Below are 16,594 nucleotides of genomic sequence, written 5' to 3'. Positions count from 1 at the left end.
TATAACAATAATGTATCCAAAATCACACAAATTGTAAAGGGCTTTTTGTCTTTCTACAAATATTTTTTCATATCCTGAATCAGTTTTTCACACGTCTTTTCAAATTTTTTTGCCAGTGAAATGCTTTCTTTTTCTGCCTCCGAATAACGATTTAATTTCTCTGTAATGGATTTTATTCCCATATTGGCACCATCAATCATCATTTCTGCTATTTTCGAAGTGTCGTCATTGAACATCATCTTTACTTCGGCACTGATCCATGCAAATGTCTCTGCTGCCTTTTCTGAAAACTTTTCTTCCTGAAGTTTTCCTTCTGATAATCTTATCGATTCTCTCTCCATTTTTTCATAATCTTCTTTATATTTAGATAATAACTCCTGCAATTCCTGGTTTTTCAGATATGCTACCAGCTGCTCGATGCTGTTCACTGCCATCCTGCAGCCCGAATTACACTCTTTCATGATCTCATATGTTGATGTGTCCATAATACTTCCTCCTTTTTTAGATAGTCTGCTATCTTTTTATAGTTTTTCTTTCTTCATTACATGATCTTTCTTTTATAGTATTTCTCAAATTTTATTTTTTATGTCTTTAGACTAAAAAAGCCCTTGCAGATATCATTTTTATATCCGCAAAGGCTTTTTTTTCTCTCATATTCTTAATTTACCATAAAATAATTCAGACTGATTTCATTTGACGCAACATCCGCAAGGTTAACACAACTGTTTCCCATACGGTCGATCAGATGCAGGATATTTGTAAATGGTGCTGTCAGGCTTGCTTTACATTTTCCTTTATTGACACGCTGTACATGCGCTTTTCTCATCTTCAGATCCAGATCCATGATCTTATCTTTCCGTTTTATCAGTTTCTCAATCTGCACTGACTCATCTCCCTGTAATGCCTTAAGTGAATCATTAAACATCTTCTCCAGTGTCTTCAGACTCTTCTGCAGTTCATCCATCGCTTCCGGCGTATATTTATACCGATTGTCTACCTTTTCCCGTACACATTTTGCAACTTCTACGCTCAGCGTTCCCATACGTTCCACATCGCTCAAGATGTACATGAGACTCGCCGTCTGTGCTGCCTGCTGCTCTGTCATTGTTCCGGCCGAGAATAGGGAGGCCAGATATTCTGTGATCTGATCCGTCAGTTTCTTTATCTGTACTCCTTTTTCCTGCAATGGTTCCAGTTCATTCAGGTCTTCTGTTTTGACGATTGTGATCGTATCTGCCACAACCACTTTCACCATTTCACTCACACGAAGGATTTCCTTTGCAACCAGCTGAAGTGCTGCTGCCGGCTGGCTGATGATCTTGTCATCCAGAAATACAGGTTTTGCAGGATTCATATCGACTGCTTTTCCATCCGGAATCAACGTCATAACAATCTTTACCATCACATTGATCAGACAGACCCAGATAAGTGTCATTGTAATGTTGAATAATGTATGTGCATTTGCAATCTGTCTTGAGATCACTTCAATCTCCGGTCCTTTCGGAGAAATGTGCTGGATCAGTACTGCAAATGGTTTCACAAACCAGATAAATAACAGACATCCGGAAATGTTGAAAATACAGTGTGCAACTGCGGTACGTTTCGCATCTTTTGTCTGACCGATACTTGCCAGAAGTGCTGTAATTGTCGTACCGATATTATCTCCAAGCAGGATCGGGATTGCTCCTGCAAGTCCAAGCATACTTGTCACGCCGTCAGGTCCCGGCTGTGATGCAAAGTTCTGCAATACTGCGATCGTTGCACTACTACTCTGTACCACCAGTGTCATAAGCGTTCCAACAAATACGCCAAGTACCGGAATATGTGCTACTCTTTCGATCAGGTCCGTGAACACCGGGCTGGATGCCAGCGGTTTCATGACATCTCCCATGGTCTCGATTCCAAGGAATAACAGACCAAATGCAAAAATTGTCTGACCGATACTTTTCACTTTTTCAGATTTCGCAATAAACGAAATAATAAATCCAATAAAAATAATGATATAAATGTAATCGCTGATCTTAAATGCAATAATCTGCGCCGTCATTGTCGTACCGATATTCGCACCAAAGATGATTGAGATTGCCTGCGGCAGACTCATAAGTCCAGCACTGACAAATCCGATTGCCATAACGGTTGTCGCACTACTACTCTGTAATACCGCTGTGGTAAGTGCTCCTGCGATAACCCCAAGTACCGGGTTCTTAGTCAGAAGTGCCAGGATGCTTTTCATCTTTTCTCCTGCCGCTTTCTGCAGGCACTCACTCATCATATTCATTCCATAAATAAAGACTGCCAGGCCTCCTAAAAGCCCGAATATTATCTGCAATTTTTCATTCATAATATTTTCCCATTCTCCTTCATTCGTCTTCTGTAGAACCTGCCGCCGGCAGTTTCTTTCGAACACATGATGTTCCCTCGACGTTACGGGCTTATTGTAACGAAGGTGTATGCAGCCTATATCAAATCTATGTTAAATCTATGTAAAATTGTACCCGGAGTTTATATTACATTAAATTCTATGAAATTATTTTCGAAAAAATGTAAAGGAATCATCAAATGTATGCAAAATTATCTGAATACTTAAGATGATTCCTTTTTATTGTTTACTCCTATTGTTTCTAATATAATGGTTCATTCTCCATCAGATATTGCAAGAATGCCTCGCAGCCTTCTTTCACATCGTCATAAGTCACATCAAAATTCCCCGTGTACCACGGATCTGCAATATCTCTTGCATCTCCTGCATATTCCAGTAACAGATGTACTTTATGCTCCGGATCTTTCCGGATAATGCGGTTGATGTTGCGAATGTTCCACTGTTCCATGCCGATCAGGTAATCGAACTCTTCATAATCTTTTCGCGTCATCTGACGTGCTCTGTGATTCCCACACGGGATTCCTTCTTCTCTTAATTTGTTCTGTGTCCCATAGTGTACCGGATTGCCATCTTCTTCGTTACTGGTTCCGGCAGAGTCGATGTAGAAAGATGACTCCAGATTCGCTTTTTTTACTAAATCTTTCATTACATATTCTGCCATGGTGGAGCGGCAGATGTTGCCGTGGCAGATGAAAAGTATTTTTATCATTGTTGCATAACCTCGCATTTCTTAGTTTTTCTTGGTTTTTCGGGCTTTGTAAGCCTTTGTAAATTTTTGCTTTCCGGCATAATCTGGTTTATTTTCGCATAATATCGTCAGCAAAAGGTGTAAAATAAGGTGTATGTTTTTCTATTTTACACCTTGCTATTTTTAATTAAAAATCGTAATTACACAACCTGAATCCGGGCAATTTCTTCCCTGGCATCCTCAAGATTTACATGCGTATATGTATTCAACGTTACGCTGATCTCTGAGTGGCCCATCAAATATTGCAATGCTTTTGGATTCATTCCGGATTTTGCCATATTTGAGCAATAGGTGTGCCGGCATACATGCGGGGTAATGACAGGCATTTGTACTTTGTAAGTATTATTATACTTCTGAATGATGTGTTGGAAATAATGCTCCCAGTGCAGGGAATAACAGATACTTTCATTTTTATCAAAGTATAAAAAACCACTTTTTCCATCTACCATAGGTTCTGCTTTTGGCGGGTTTCGTTTTTCTATTATTTTCCGAAAGCATTCCTCTACATCTGCAGTCATAGGTATCTTTCTCGTTCCGCTGGTTGTTTTAGTCTCTTGAATATAATATCCAATTTTTGATTTTTTCTGCAATTGATGATCAATGTTGATCGTATGCTCCTTGAAATCAATATCAGAAATCGTCAAACCACAAAATTCCGAGATGCGAAGGCCTGTTTTAAATAAAATGTAGATTCCTTCATAATACCTGCAAAAATGAGGATCCTCTTTCACAAATCGTAGAAACTTACGTTCCTCCGCTCTGCTGATTGCTTCTCTTGTCACACTGTCATTCACAACCACTTCCATTAGCTGAAACTGAAATGGATTTTTCCTGATCAGGTCATCATCCACTGCCAACTGAAATGCCGGACGAAGAACTCCTCGGATTGAATGTATGGAACTATAACTTTTCTTTTCTACCTGCTGAAGATGTATCAGCCAACATTTTGCATCCGAAATCCGAACCGTATCAATCCTTCTTTTTCCAAATGGATCTTTCTTCAATAAATTGATAACTGTTCCGTATCCTGCAACTGTAGTAGGTCTGACACCGGTTTTTGTTGATGTATATTTTTCAACCAGTTCCAGCACTGTCATGTTTCCGCCATTTGTTGCAATCTGCTCGAAATGGTCCGCCTGGATTTTCTTCTCCATCTCCCGAAGCGACAAAGTACGGCGCTTTCCTTTCGGAGTTGCATCGTTATGGTCTAAGCGCCAGCTATATACGCAGCGCTCCTTTCCCATCTCATCGACATACTTAAATCGATATCTGCCATTAGATAACTGTATTTCTCCATTGTGTAATATACGTCCTCTATGATCTCTCCTTTTTTCACTCATAATCTTTTAGTCTCCTTCATCAAATGTTCATTTAACTTGGAAGACCGTCTCGGTTTATTCATTATATCACAAGACCTTCTCTTCGCTAAGATAAAATGAACATTATTTTCATTACTATTTTTTCTATTCTGTTACTTAAACTGTGCTGGCTGTATCCAGATAATCTTCAAACAATTTCCTTTTGAATCGGATATGCGAACCAACTTCCAGAATAAAATCTGCTCCTTCATTTTCACCTGCGATCTGTCTTAATCTCTTTTCGCCAATTCCGTAATATTCAGCTGCTTCGGAAACATTTAAAGAATATTTCTTCCAAACAGGTATTGTTTTTTCTGTATGATTCATTCGCATTCCTCCCCTCTGTTTGTATTCAACAGAGTTTTCGCTTTCTCCATTTTCATACTTGCGATCGCTTCTCGTTTGCTTGTGCCTCCAACATACATAGGCGTACACATTTCTAAAATACGGTCATAGATACGCCTTTTATCCAACATGGTCTCGCTTTTTATTTCTTTCAGTGGAAGATTCGTTGTAATGATCAAAGGTCGTCCTGAACGGATCCTGCGGTCTATGACACTAAAAATAATTCCTAACGCATATTCTGAATTTCGTTCTACTCCAAGATCATCAATAATTAGAAGCTGATAAGAAGCCAATGCATTGATATATTCCGTTTTGTCTGCCAGTGGAAATATATCATCAATAATGGTATTGAAATTTGTCATTTTTACCGTTACTTCCTGTTTAAGAAGTTCATTGGCAATACACCCAGCAATAAAACTTTTCCCAGTTCCAACCGGTCCCCAGAACAAACAGCCTATATGATTTCTTTTCATTTTCTCCCAGTTATCAACATAATTTTTTGCCGTATGCATTACAGCATCTGACATATCTGCATTTTCAAATGTCCACTCTTCCATTCTGCTCTCGTCAAAACAGATGCTCGTATTTCTGTTGACTAATTCCCGGTGCTCTTTGTCTTTAAAATATTTTTGTTCCTCTTCATATGCTTTTCTGTCACAGGCACATTGCCTGGAATGTTTCTTCATTCCCATAAAACCTCCCTCAGGAAAAAATGCTTCTTTCGCTTCCCCACAGACTTTGCAGTATTGCAAACCATCACTGCCTACACATACGGTATCTTCTTCTCTCATCACAAACTCTCTCCTTCCCCATAGCAATAATTTACTTCATGATATTTATTACTTTTATATTTCTCAGTTACTTTACTAGGTGCCACATTTCCGACTCCTGCACAGCCATTTTTACGACCAGATGATGGGGGCTTTTCCGACTCTATTACAGCCATCTTTTCAACCGCTTTATTGTCAATCGGCTGTAAAACTATCTCATCAGATGGAATTTTTACATATAAATGATTGGGTTTTGAAAAACCACCGGATCTGCGAACCAATAGTCCCACATCATCTAATTCCTTCAACGCTGTTTTTACAGAAGATTTGCATTTGTCGATTTGAACAGACAATTCTTCTATTGGAAATATCAGATAAACATTTCCATACTTATCTATCCAGCTATTCTTTCTCGATATCCGTGCCCGGTCATACAAAATCATATAAAGAAATTTTGCAGTTTGAGAAATGCGCAGCTTCAGCAAAAACTTCGGAAACTGGAAGTACTGAAGCATCTGCTCTGACTCCTTCATGTATTCATATTTCATTCTTTTCTCGCCTCGTTTCTGTTTCTAACTGTTGTAAAAATCATTTTTATGCCGGCTCAAAAATGTCCTTACACATATTCAAAAGATGAAGAGCATAAATACAGGTTCTTGATAAAATTTTTTTATTTTTTCCTGTCTAAAATACCCTTTCATAAAACGAAACGCTGAGAGGCATTTTTACAGCCCCCTGATGAAATTTTTTTAATTTTTTCGGTTAATTGAATATTTGAAAACAAAAAACACTCACCTATTCCAGGTGAATGCCTTATCAAAATTTCCTTATTTTGTTGTCTGTGACACTTACTCAGAAACGCTTGCGTGTCTGCTAAAATGTAATTGCCAGCAATTATATTTTCACGTGGGTATGGGGACGTAATCCCCATCAAGGTCTGCTACTCGTAAGTAATACAAAATTGTCAAAATGACAATACTGTTTTACACGGGTGGATCTTGCTCTTCTCTTTTAATATCAATATAATTCTATTTTTCGATAATCTATGACAGTGTTGCAGTTAAATGATATACTAATTCTAGTTTATAAATTCGGAGGTATATTATGTCGAACATTCAGATAACAGAAAATGAATCAGGGAAATATTCTCCTGAGTGGTTTTATAGCGAATCTCAAACTCCAGAATGGATTTCATTTGCTCACAAGGCTGATGAACTACGAGAAAATTTTATAAATCTTTTTGGAATAGAACACTTAAAATCTCTTTCCGGAAAAGATTTGTTAACTTCTTTATTTTATAATGACGAAGGGAATAAAACCAATCTCTGCTATATGCTTGAAATGGACAAAGAAATTCGCGAAGTATTTGGAAGTATTTCCGGCGGAGCAGCTTATAAATTTGGATTATTCTATCATAAGAAAAATCAAAGTTGGACCTGTGGCTCACCATTAAAGCCTGTGCTTCTTACTGAAGATGAAGCAATACAAAAAGCAGATGAAATGCGCAACGACCTGGTTGAAGGTGCTGAAATAATATCTTCTTTTGGTTCTTTAGATTCTGAAGAAGATTACAAACAACTCTATATACAACTGGAACATATCCCAGGAATCAATATGGTATGGCGCATGAAATATTATCAAATGCTCTTTCCAACATTATTTGCTCCATTTTATGGTCAAGATATTCAGCTGAGAGTATTACATTTTCTAAATCAAACACCAAGCGATATCCCTTTCATCCGTATGGGACAAATTTCATTATATGCAAGAAAATGCAATGTTCCAGGAGTTGTCTTTGCTCATATTTATGGGAAAAATGTTGGATATACTGATGATATTGATGATTCTGATACAAATACTCTTTCCGATAAAAAACGCAAAACGCACTACTGGATGTATACCGTCTTTGATGATAAAAGTTGGAATGAATGCCAACAAAAGGGAATCATGGTTTTAGGTATGGACGATATCGGTGATTATTCCCAATTTGCTTCCAAGGAAGCTCTCCGTCAAGAACTAATAGATGTGTACGATAGTAGCACTTCACGAAAAAATCAGGCTTTGATGGCATGGAATTTTGCGAATACAGTATCAGTTAATGATGTGATTTTTGCAAAACGCAGCAACACTCTTGTTGGTAAAGGTATTGTCACTGGAAATTATGTCTTTGACGATCTTCGTCAGGAATATAAAAATGTCCGTGCTGTAAAATGGCTTCAAGTTGGTGAATGGGAGCATCCTGGTAATGCAGTTGCAAAACGTTTAACTGATATCACTCCATACACAGATTATATTGAAAAGCTTACTTCCATCTTTGCTCCAGATGAACTAGATGATGTAGATACACAACCAGAAATAGACTATCCTGCTTACTCTTCTGCAGATTTTCTCTCAGATGTGTATATGAATGAACAAGATTATAAAACACTGGTAAATGTCTTAAAAATGAAGAAAAATATTATTTTACAAGGCGCACCTGGCGTTGGAAAAACATTTACTGCCAAGAGACTTGCTTATTCCATTATAGGTGCAAAAAATCCTGACCGTGTTCAAATGATCCAGTTCCACCAGAGTTACTCCTACGAGGATTTTATTGAAGGGTACCGACCGACCGAAAATGGATTCACAATTAAAAAGGGCTCTTTTTACAAATTCTGTAAACTGGCTGAAGATGATGATGAAAATGATTATTTCTTTATCATTGATGAAATCAATCGTGGTAATTTAAGTAAAATATTCGGTGAATTGTTTATGCTGATTGAAAAAGATAAGCGGGGGATTGAACTGCAGTTGTTATATTCTGACGAGAATTTCTCTGTACCTGCAAATGTATACATTATTGGTATGATGAATACTGCTGATCGTAGTCTTGCTATGTTAGATTATGCTTTAAGACGACGTTTTTCATTTTTTACTATGAAACCGGGATTTAATACGCCTGGTTTTCAAGCTTACCAAGACTCTCTAAAAAGTGATGCCTTTAACAAATTAATTGCTTGTGTGAAACAGCTCAATTCCAAGATAGCAGAAGATATATCACTAGGTGAAGGATTCTGTATTGGTCACAGTTATTTTTGTGGTTTAACACCAGAGACAACCAACGCACAAACTTTGTCATCCATTGTAGAATACGAATTGATTCCACTTTTAAAAGAATATTGGTTTGATGAGCCCGCAAAAATCGTAGATTGGTCTGATCGTCTAAGGAGTGCTGTTAAATGATTCCTGTACAAAATATTTATTATATGCTGTCCTACGCTTTTCAAGCATTACAAGCACAAAACTACAAAGATCTGGCTACAGAAAATTTTCATAATACCGCTGAATTATGTGCAGCCATTCTTGATAAGGGCATTAGCGTACAGCTAAAACGAGGCTTAGGAAGAGATTATCTGCCAAAATCAGAATCTCTTTCTACGCTACAGGGAAAGCTCAATATTTCTGAATCCATTAAAACTCAGACTCTGCTGAAGAAGCAAATGATTTGTACATACGATGAATTTTCAACTAATACACAATTTAACCGAATCATCAAATCTACACTGTTATTGCTTCTTAAAGCCAATATTACAAATACTCGCAAAAAGAGTCTACGGAATCTGTTATTATTTTTTTCTGATGTTAATGAAATTGATTTACGCTTTGTAAATTGGAATCAACATTATAATCGTTCCAATCAAAGTTATCAAATGCTAATCGGAATCTGTTATCTGATTTATAACGGACTTCTACAGACACAAAACAACGGTACCACAAAAATAATGGATTTTTTTGACGAACAGCGTATGTGCCATTTATATGAAAAATTTTTGCTTGAATACTATCGTAAAGAACATCCAGAACTATCTGCCAATGCATCACAGATTGCATGGCAACTTGATGATTCTGAGAACCAATTGCTTCCCAAAATGCAAACTGATATTATGTTGTCTCAGGGAAACAATATACTTATTATCGATGCAAAATATTATTCACATATGACTCAGCAACAATATGGAACAAACACCTTGCATTCCAATAACCTCTATCAAATTTTTACATATGTGAAAAACAAAGAATTTGAATTAAGAGAGCTGGAACATACCGTCTCTGGAATGCTCCTTTATGCACAGACTGATGAAGATGTTATTCCCAATAATACATACCAGATGAGCGGAAATCAGATTTCTGTGCGTGCATTGAATTTAAATCAAAATTTTTCGGAAATCACAAAAGATTTGGATTCTATTGTAAAAGTTCATTTCTAATTGAATAAAGCTGGGAGAACTAATCATAATTCTCCCAGTCTTTCTAAATCCACTATTCTTTCTTTTCTAGTCCTAAAAAATATGTATTATTATGTTCAAATGACACAACATATATACGTCTTTTAACCAACTCTATATCTTCTTTTCTGGAATCTCTATGCCTTATGCATGATTGAATAAAAATATTTTTAACATCTTCCTCCTTCTCAGCTTTATATTTATATATAATCAATTCTGCATTTTCACTTAAAATTGTATCAAATATCTGGTCTAGCCACCATCCATCAGTTATCGATAATGACATTCCAAATATTATAAACAATTCTGCTTCATCAAAATAAGACTGATATTTTATATCATATTGCGCCCAATATGACTTAACAAATCGTTTTTCCTTTGACCTTCCCTTATCGTATACATCCATGTCTATTCCGAATAAAATAGATCTTGGAATTTCCTGTATCCCGTGTGGATGGATAATGTCTGTAAGCAAATATGACGACCAATTAGTAGGATTTTTCCCAGAAGAGCCTCCACATTCTGGATAAAATTGAAAATTTCTGTCTGCATTTTTCCAATAATGAGGATCAAACTGTGTTTTATCTAAATATAAATAATTATCCAATAATGCTGTATAATTAAAATTAAAAAACACAAAATTATACAAGTCATAATAATTAGTTTTCGAAGGAAACTCTATATCACATGAACTCTCTAAATCATTTAAAAAATGTCCCAAACTTTGCGTTGCTAATTTTTTCTCTTGCACATCAGAATTAATTTTCAATAATAAATCTGCATCAACAAGATCATTTAAAAATCTTGTAAAGCAGTTTTGAAACTCATCAATTGATTTCTCAATTTTATTTTGTTGTATTTTTCCCTCCAAAACTAATGCATTAATGATTAATTCAAAGTCACTCCAATTAGAATCATAAGACATTTGTTCGGTCATTTTCTTAAATAATATGTTTTTCTCATCACATAAATTATAATATTTTATATATTCATAAAAATCACTATAACTAGACGTTTTCCCTTTCATTTTTCCTGTTTTATATTTATTCAATAAAGCAATATCAAATCCATTCCCAACCAAAACCATAATATTATGTTGTGATTTTATTTCATTAAATGTCTTTTTATCATACTTACCAAACATATCTTATTCTCCATTGTAAAAATTATACATCTCTTAAAATCATATATTATTTTAAAATGCTTTTTTCCGCAAGAGCTTTTAACAATTAAACAACCTTTATCTTCTTACCTAACTATCCATTTGTACCGTTCTATTTTATAACTACTATATGGTAGGTATATACAGTCAGATAGATTCCTATAACCCCCATATATTCTTTCAAATTACAAATTAATACATTATATCATCTAATAAGTTTTACTTTCATTTTCCCTCATGATCATGAGGATTTTTTCGTTCAAATTGTGCGATTATATGTAAAAAGCGTAGGATTTCTCCCACGCATTTATATTATTATTTCAGCTTTTCCGATTCGATCTTCCAAAGGTATAAATAAGGTGTAATTTCTACGTTGCCGTCCAAGAAACCCAATAAACTCAAGGCTTTTCACCCCGTCCCTTAAACACTGCCGTGGCAGATAAATAATACTTTTATCAAAATGTAAATCCTCCTAAAATGAACTATTCTGCCCCGATTTGCTCCGATTTATCCCGCCTGTTTTCGGGGCGTAACAGCGTTACTCTGTCACAGATTTCCCAAAACAGTGCAAAATGGAGCAAGTTACGGCAGGCTGTAGTAGTAAAATGGTAGTAAAAATCACGGTGTTTTACTACCGTAAATTTTCATTTTGTCTCATATAAAGGAACGTTACATTACCAACTTCATACAAACAAAACACACTTAATCGGTATTACTCCCTAACTTTTTCTTGGACATACATACATCAACAAAATACCTTCCATAACTATCAAGTGAAATAATTTCACAGTCAACGGGCACCGAGATTGTTACACCACCTTGTAGCTGATTATAAATTCCAAATCTTTCCTGTATGTATGGTTCTTTTTCAATTCGCTCTGCTACACCTTCTTTTAAAAAACCAGCGGTAGAAATCAATAAACCCAATCTAATTAAATTACTGATTGAGGCTGAAATTTGAAATGGATCTCCAAGATCACATAATATGTCATTATAATGATACGGCATTGCATTAAGATAATATTGCTGACTTCCAGATTTATATAACCTTACATGAGAAGTCGTAACTTCATTATAATCATATATTCTACGCAAAACCTGTGCATCTAACGGTTCCATTTGCTTAACCGCATCCACATAAGAGCGGTGGACCTGATGAACTTTTCGATTATCCATTGCCTTTGCCGTTTCTGGAATATTTTGTTGAATAGCATTAGATATTGGTTCAATAATTTCAGGTAAAACTGAATTCTTTATATCACTCATTCTTTTTCCTCCTTGTTTATCGTTAAGCTTTATGCTTATAGTCCGAGATACTTTCTAGAAAACATCCTGATACGAAATACGGGTTATTCTCATCGCCAATTTTTTCAATCAGCGCAGCATCTCCGTCAATTTCAAGTACTTTGAATGTATCATCTACAGAAAACAGAAGCCCTTCATTACTCTTTCCTTCGGTGTGAACTCTATAAATAACCGCCGACTCTGCTTCTCTCTTTTTTTCATCCAGTTTCTTGCCAATTTTCTTTGCAACAGCCTGTCCACCCAAAACAGTGCCACCACCTATAACAATTCCACTACCCAAAACCAATCCAGCAAGTTTCAAAGGTCCGCCTACTTTTTTTGCGGCAGTAGTCATTACTTGATACCATCCCAAATTACTCATATAATTGATCCTCCTATGTATCTCTGAAACAAGGCAACTTCTACCATTAAAATTATGTAACAGGCACAATAATCCAATTACCATTGTAGCATACCCGTCAACAATTCTCCATAATCGAGTAGGAGGCTAATCATTAGTTGATTAGCCGACCTCTCACACCACCGTGCGTACCGTTCGGTACACGGCGGTTCAATCAACTTAACATTTAACAAACCTCTCGGTATAGTAGTCATACATTGAGACCAAGCCAAATGAGGCTACTCCTCTTTTTTGAAACATTGAAACAAAAACAACTTATTGCTTAAGCATATCACATTATAATGAAATATCCGTTTTCAACTCCATTAACACAGTACTGTTTTTTGGCCGATATACAACATCTTTTCAACAAAAAAAGACATAAGTTTTCCCTACGTCTTAACTATCGATTCCATTTTCAAAAAGTATAAAATAAATAAGGTATATCTCACTATAAAAGGTATCTCTAACTTTATCATTTGCCTTTAAATCAAGAATTTTTTATATTCTTTCGCCTTTTCCTTAAATATGCTCACATATATCAGTGAAGTGTGCATATTTACAACGATTATCCTCAACATAATTCTTAAGTGCATCGGTAAATTGTCTACGATAATTATCTTCCTGTAATGAGGAAAACAGAAAATCTTTATCTCTCTGATTAATATACTTTGTTCCTCCACCGGTTTTTCGGTTAATAAGATCGATAACAATATCTAACATTAACTAGCGAAGTGCTCTTGCTTTTTCGTTCTCAGATAAGAGCATAGCCATATTTAAAAATGCACGAAAATCAAAAACACCAAGAACTGTCGTTTTGGTAGGGATATTAATGTCCTTACCAGAATTCCTCGCAGCATCTAAAAAAGATTTTAATTTTTTCCGCGCAGTACCTCGGTGGTCGGGGCTATCAATGGCTGCCCCAACACAATCTTATTCCTGTAAAATTACTTTTTCTCCTTCGCCACATGGTTCTTGAAAATCGTTATAATGATGCTCTAGTATCTCATTTGTTATTATGAATGGAGAATTAGCATTCAAAGACTGATTCCTTTTATACAATCTTTTTTGTAAGGTTCCTTTACTAGCCTTCATATAAACAAGTTCTGGTGTACCGCCAGCTTTTTCTATAAGCCTTTTATAATACGCTCTGTTTGCCTTATTCCAAAAGCTGAAATCAAGGACTACATGTTTTCCTTGTTGAATGAGAGACAGGAGTTCCTTCTGGAGTGCCATTTCCACTATTTCTGAAAGTTTCTCATACTGTTCGTTTGGATAATCAATCCCCTTTCTCCCGTAAGTTTTCCACATTTCCTCATCAATGGACAAGCGAACATAGCCTTCTTTTTCTTTCTGCTTTGCATAAGTTGTTTTCCCGGAACCGCATATTCCACACATCATAATAACTTTAATCATAAAAATCTCCTTGTTTTACTAATCAATGCAGCCTTCTATTGATACTATCAAAGCGTTATTTCTTCAACAGCTTTGTCTAAAAATATTTCTCCGTCTAAATGTTCCAATTCATGGCAGAAGCACTTTGCCATTTCTGGTCCTATTTTAGTTTTCTATATTCTTCATCACTTACCGGTTCAAGCCATTCAGTGGAACTATTTTCGCCCGGCACTTCTATTGCCAGATGTGAAAACCATTCATCCGGTGCGGCTCCATGCCAGTGCTTAACACCTGTAGGAATATTGATGCAATCACCTGGCTTCATTTCTACAGCTTCTTTACCTTCTTCCTGATAATATCCTCTTCCGGCAACACATACCAGGATCTGTCCGCCTCCACTTTTTGCATGATGAATATGCCAGTTATTTCTGCATCCTGGTTCAAATGTTACATTGAAAATTCCAACCTGAGAAGTAGAAATCGGTGCAAGAAAACTTCTGCCAGAAAAATACTGTGCAAAACCATCATTTGGTGCACCGATTGGAAATACCATCTCTTTAGCATGCGCACGCATTGCTTCCTCTTCATATGGTAAATCTCCTTCTCCTGTCTCCCATACTTCTTTTGCAAGATTGAAAACAGCCCATGCCTTTGGCCATCCCGCATAGAATGCAACATGTGTGATCACTGCAGCAATCTCTTTTTGTGTCACACCATGATCTTTTGCATTTTGAAGATGATATTTTAAAGAAGAATCCGTAATTCCGGAAGCCATCAGAGCAACAACTGTGATGATACTTCTTGTTTTTACGTCGATATCCTGGTTATTCCAATTTTCGCCGAAAAGTACATCATCGTTAAAATGTGCAAATTCCGGTGCAAATTCGCCAAGTGCATTTCTTCCTGCTGTCTGTATTATTTTTCCCATTTTCTGTATACCTCCATAATACTGTTGTTTATAAAGAGTTTACCCATTCATTGATTTCCTGTTTTGTTCCACGATTTAACAGTCTGCCTTCTGTAATAACTGCATCTGGTGCAGATGGCTGCAATTCTTTCACAGTGTTCCCGAATCCACTTCCTCCGGATGTTGCAAAAAGCACAATCTTTTTACCACTGAAATCGTAAGCTTCTAAAAATGTATTGATGATTGTCGGAGCCACATACCACCAGATCGGGAATCCCAAAAGGATCTCGTCATAAGAACTCATATCCATCTCTTTTTTCATAATCGCCGGTCTATATTCTTTATCACTCATTTCCACACTGCTTCTGGATTTTTTATTCATCCAGTCAAGATCAGGCTTTGTATATGGAACTTTCGGCTCAATCTCAAACAAATCCGCTTTTACTTCCTCTGCGATCATCTCTGCTACTTTTTTTGTTGTTCCGCTTGCACTGAAAAATGCCACTAATTTTTTACTCATAATAAAAAGCCCCTTTCTTTGCATATTTTTCACAAAAAATAGATGTATAAGATTTACATTCATCTTACACATCTATTTTAAGCTCTATCACTTCATTATGTCTAATGCTTATATCGAATTTTGTTTTATGCCTGGAAAGCATTAATCTCCTCGATCACTTTACGGACTGCCAGCGAATATGGGATATTCCGTCGCCAGGCAATCACAGTGCTGGTCGTGATTTCAGGAGAAATTCTTCGCTGTACAAGAATATCCTCTCGCCAATACTTTGCAGCACCTTCGATGGATACTGGATACCCCAGTCCATTTGCTGCCATGACTCCGGCATTGGTTCCAAGATTACTTGTAAAAGCAATCTGCAGTTTTGAAAAATCTTTTCCAAACCAATTGGCAAGTTCGCTTTGAACATTCACTCTTTCGGGCAGTATCAATGGTTTTCCAATAAGATCTTCTTTTTTTATAAACTCTTTCTCTGCCAGCGGATCATCCGGCCGCATTCCGACACACCAGTGATCACAATCTGTGATTCTGATATAATCCAGCCCTTCGGTGTCCACCGGCTCCATGAATAATGCAATATCTACAAGTCCTTTGTTCATCATCTCATACACTGCATCTGCTGTTGCAGTATGCAATACAATCTGAACCAGCGGATATTTTTCTTTATACGTTTTACATATCTTCGCCAATGTCTCCACTGCCGCAAATTCACCGCATCCAATGGTTATAGTTCCCTCTACAACCTCTTCTTTTCCTTTCAGTTCCTCCAGCGTCCTTTCCTCAAGATTAAGAATCTCCAGGGCACGCCTTTTTAATAAAATTCCCTCATCAGTAAGCGAAATTTTCTTCCCGCTTCGAATAAATAATGTTACTCCAAGCTCCTCTTCAAATGCCGCCATCTGTCTTGAAAGCGTTGGCTGGGTAATATGCAATTGTTCTGCTGCTTTTGTAAAGCTCTGTTCTTTTGCTACTGTCAGAAAATAGCGTAATAGTCTTAATTCCATATCTTTAATATTCCTACAAATTTTTTATTGTATCCATTCTTGCTGCGAGGTGCGCG

16 protein-coding genes are annotated in these 16,594 nt (G+C 36.5%); 2 read left to right on the top strand and 14 right to left on the bottom strand.

The window, feature by feature from the left end:
• Window positions 1-53: 53 nt before the first annotated feature.
• The 7 genes from OCV72_RS07890 to OCV72_RS07860 form a co-directional block, all read right to left on the bottom strand.
• The gene (locus OCV72_RS07890) at window positions 54-485 is read right to left on the bottom strand and encodes a hypothetical protein (protein ID WP_055282973.1); all 432 of its coding nucleotides are present in this window, start codon (window positions 483-485) and stop codon (window positions 54-56) included.
• Between the two features lie 173 nt (window positions 486-658).
• The gene (locus OCV72_RS07885; protein ID WP_055283051.1) at window positions 659-2,341 is read right to left on the bottom strand and encodes a Na/Pi cotransporter family protein; all 1,683 of its coding nucleotides are present in this window, start codon (window positions 2,339-2,341) and stop codon (window positions 659-661) included.
• A gap of 280 nt (window positions 2,342-2,621) precedes the next feature.
• Window positions 2,622-3,089 (bottom strand): low molecular weight protein-tyrosine-phosphatase, encoded by a 468-nt coding sequence (locus tag OCV72_RS07880; RefSeq protein ID WP_055283049.1) that lies wholly within the window; start codon window positions 3,087-3,089, stop codon window positions 2,622-2,624.
• A gap of 179 nt (window positions 3,090-3,268) precedes the next feature.
• Window positions 3,269-4,468, bottom strand: a complete 1,200-nt coding sequence (locus tag OCV72_RS07875) for a site-specific integrase (protein WP_055282971.1) — start codon at window positions 4,466-4,468, stop codon at window positions 3,269-3,271.
• A gap of 135 nt (window positions 4,469-4,603) precedes the next feature.
• Complete coding sequence (locus OCV72_RS07870; protein WP_004844954.1) at window positions 4,604-4,813, bottom strand: MerR family transcriptional regulator; 210 nt, start codon at window positions 4,811-4,813, stop codon at window positions 4,604-4,606.
• Complete coding sequence (locus OCV72_RS07865; RefSeq protein WP_055282968.1) at window positions 4,810-5,622, bottom strand: ATP-binding protein; 813 nt, start codon at window positions 5,620-5,622, stop codon at window positions 4,810-4,812. The genes OCV72_RS07870 and OCV72_RS07865 overlap by 4 nt, the downstream gene beginning before the upstream one ends.
• Window positions 5,622-6,149, bottom strand: coding sequence for a replication initiator protein A (locus tag OCV72_RS07860; protein WP_055282964.1), 528 nt, complete (start codon window positions 6,147-6,149; stop codon window positions 5,622-5,624). The genes OCV72_RS07865 and OCV72_RS07860 overlap by 1 nt, the downstream gene beginning before the upstream one ends.
• A gap of 556 nt (window positions 6,150-6,705) precedes the next feature.
• Between OCV72_RS07860 and OCV72_RS07855 the strand changes: the two genes are divergently transcribed.
• Window positions 6,706-8,823, top strand: a complete 2,118-nt coding sequence (locus tag OCV72_RS07855; RefSeq protein WP_055282962.1) for an AAA family ATPase — start codon at window positions 6,706-6,708, stop codon at window positions 8,821-8,823.
• Complete coding sequence (gene mcrC, locus OCV72_RS07850) at window positions 8,820-9,848, top strand: 5-methylcytosine-specific restriction endonuclease system specificity protein McrC (protein ID WP_055282960.1); 1,029 nt, start codon at window positions 8,820-8,822, stop codon at window positions 9,846-9,848. The genes OCV72_RS07855 and mcrC overlap by 4 nt, the downstream gene beginning before the upstream one ends.
• Before the next feature lie 52 nt (window positions 9,849-9,900).
• On the opposite strand, the gene OCV72_RS07845 is transcribed toward mcrC, so the two are convergent.
• From OCV72_RS07845 to OCV72_RS07815, 7 genes are all read right to left on the bottom strand, one after another.
• Window positions 9,901-11,010, bottom strand: a complete 1,110-nt coding sequence (locus OCV72_RS07845) for an AbiH family protein (protein WP_055282958.1) — start codon at window positions 11,008-11,010, stop codon at window positions 9,901-9,903.
• Window positions 11,011-11,730: 720 nt separating this feature from the next.
• Window positions 11,731-12,294 (bottom strand): DUF4393 domain-containing protein, encoded by a 564-nt coding sequence (locus OCV72_RS07840; protein ID WP_055282955.1) that lies wholly within the window; start codon window positions 12,292-12,294, stop codon window positions 11,731-11,733.
• Between the two features lie 22 nt (window positions 12,295-12,316).
• Window positions 12,317-12,694: a hypothetical protein gene (locus tag OCV72_RS07835; protein WP_015529293.1), complete on the bottom strand. Its 378-nt coding sequence runs from the start codon at window positions 12,692-12,694 to the stop codon at window positions 12,317-12,319.
• Window positions 12,695-13,645: 951 nt separating this feature from the next.
• Window positions 13,646-14,128 carry a P-loop nucleotide/nucleoside kinase family protein gene (locus tag OCV72_RS07830; RefSeq protein ID WP_055282952.1) on the bottom strand — a complete coding sequence of 161 codons (483 nt, stop codon included), beginning with the start codon at window positions 14,126-14,128 and terminating at the stop codon, window positions 13,646-13,648.
• 139 nt (window positions 14,129-14,267) lie between these two features.
• Window positions 14,268-15,035 carry a carboxymuconolactone decarboxylase family protein gene (locus tag OCV72_RS07825; protein WP_055282950.1) on the bottom strand — a complete coding sequence of 256 codons (768 nt, stop codon included), beginning with the start codon at window positions 15,033-15,035 and terminating at the stop codon, window positions 14,268-14,270.
• Window positions 15,036-15,063: 28 nt separating this feature from the next.
• Window positions 15,064-15,534, bottom strand: a complete 471-nt coding sequence (locus tag OCV72_RS07820; RefSeq protein WP_055282946.1) for a flavodoxin — start codon at window positions 15,532-15,534, stop codon at window positions 15,064-15,066.
• A 125-nt stretch (window positions 15,535-15,659) separates the two neighbouring features.
• Window positions 15,660-16,538, bottom strand: coding sequence for a LysR family transcriptional regulator (locus tag OCV72_RS07815; protein WP_055282944.1), 879 nt, complete (start codon window positions 16,536-16,538; stop codon window positions 15,660-15,662).
• Between the last annotated feature and the right edge of the window lie 56 nt (window positions 16,539-16,594).

It is taken from the genome of Dorea amylophila (genome assembly GCF_025567265.1).
Lineage (GTDB): Bacteria > Bacillota > Clostridia > Lachnospirales > Lachnospiraceae > Dorea_A > Dorea_A amylophila.
This window is presented reverse-complemented; position numbering and strand designations above follow the sequence as displayed.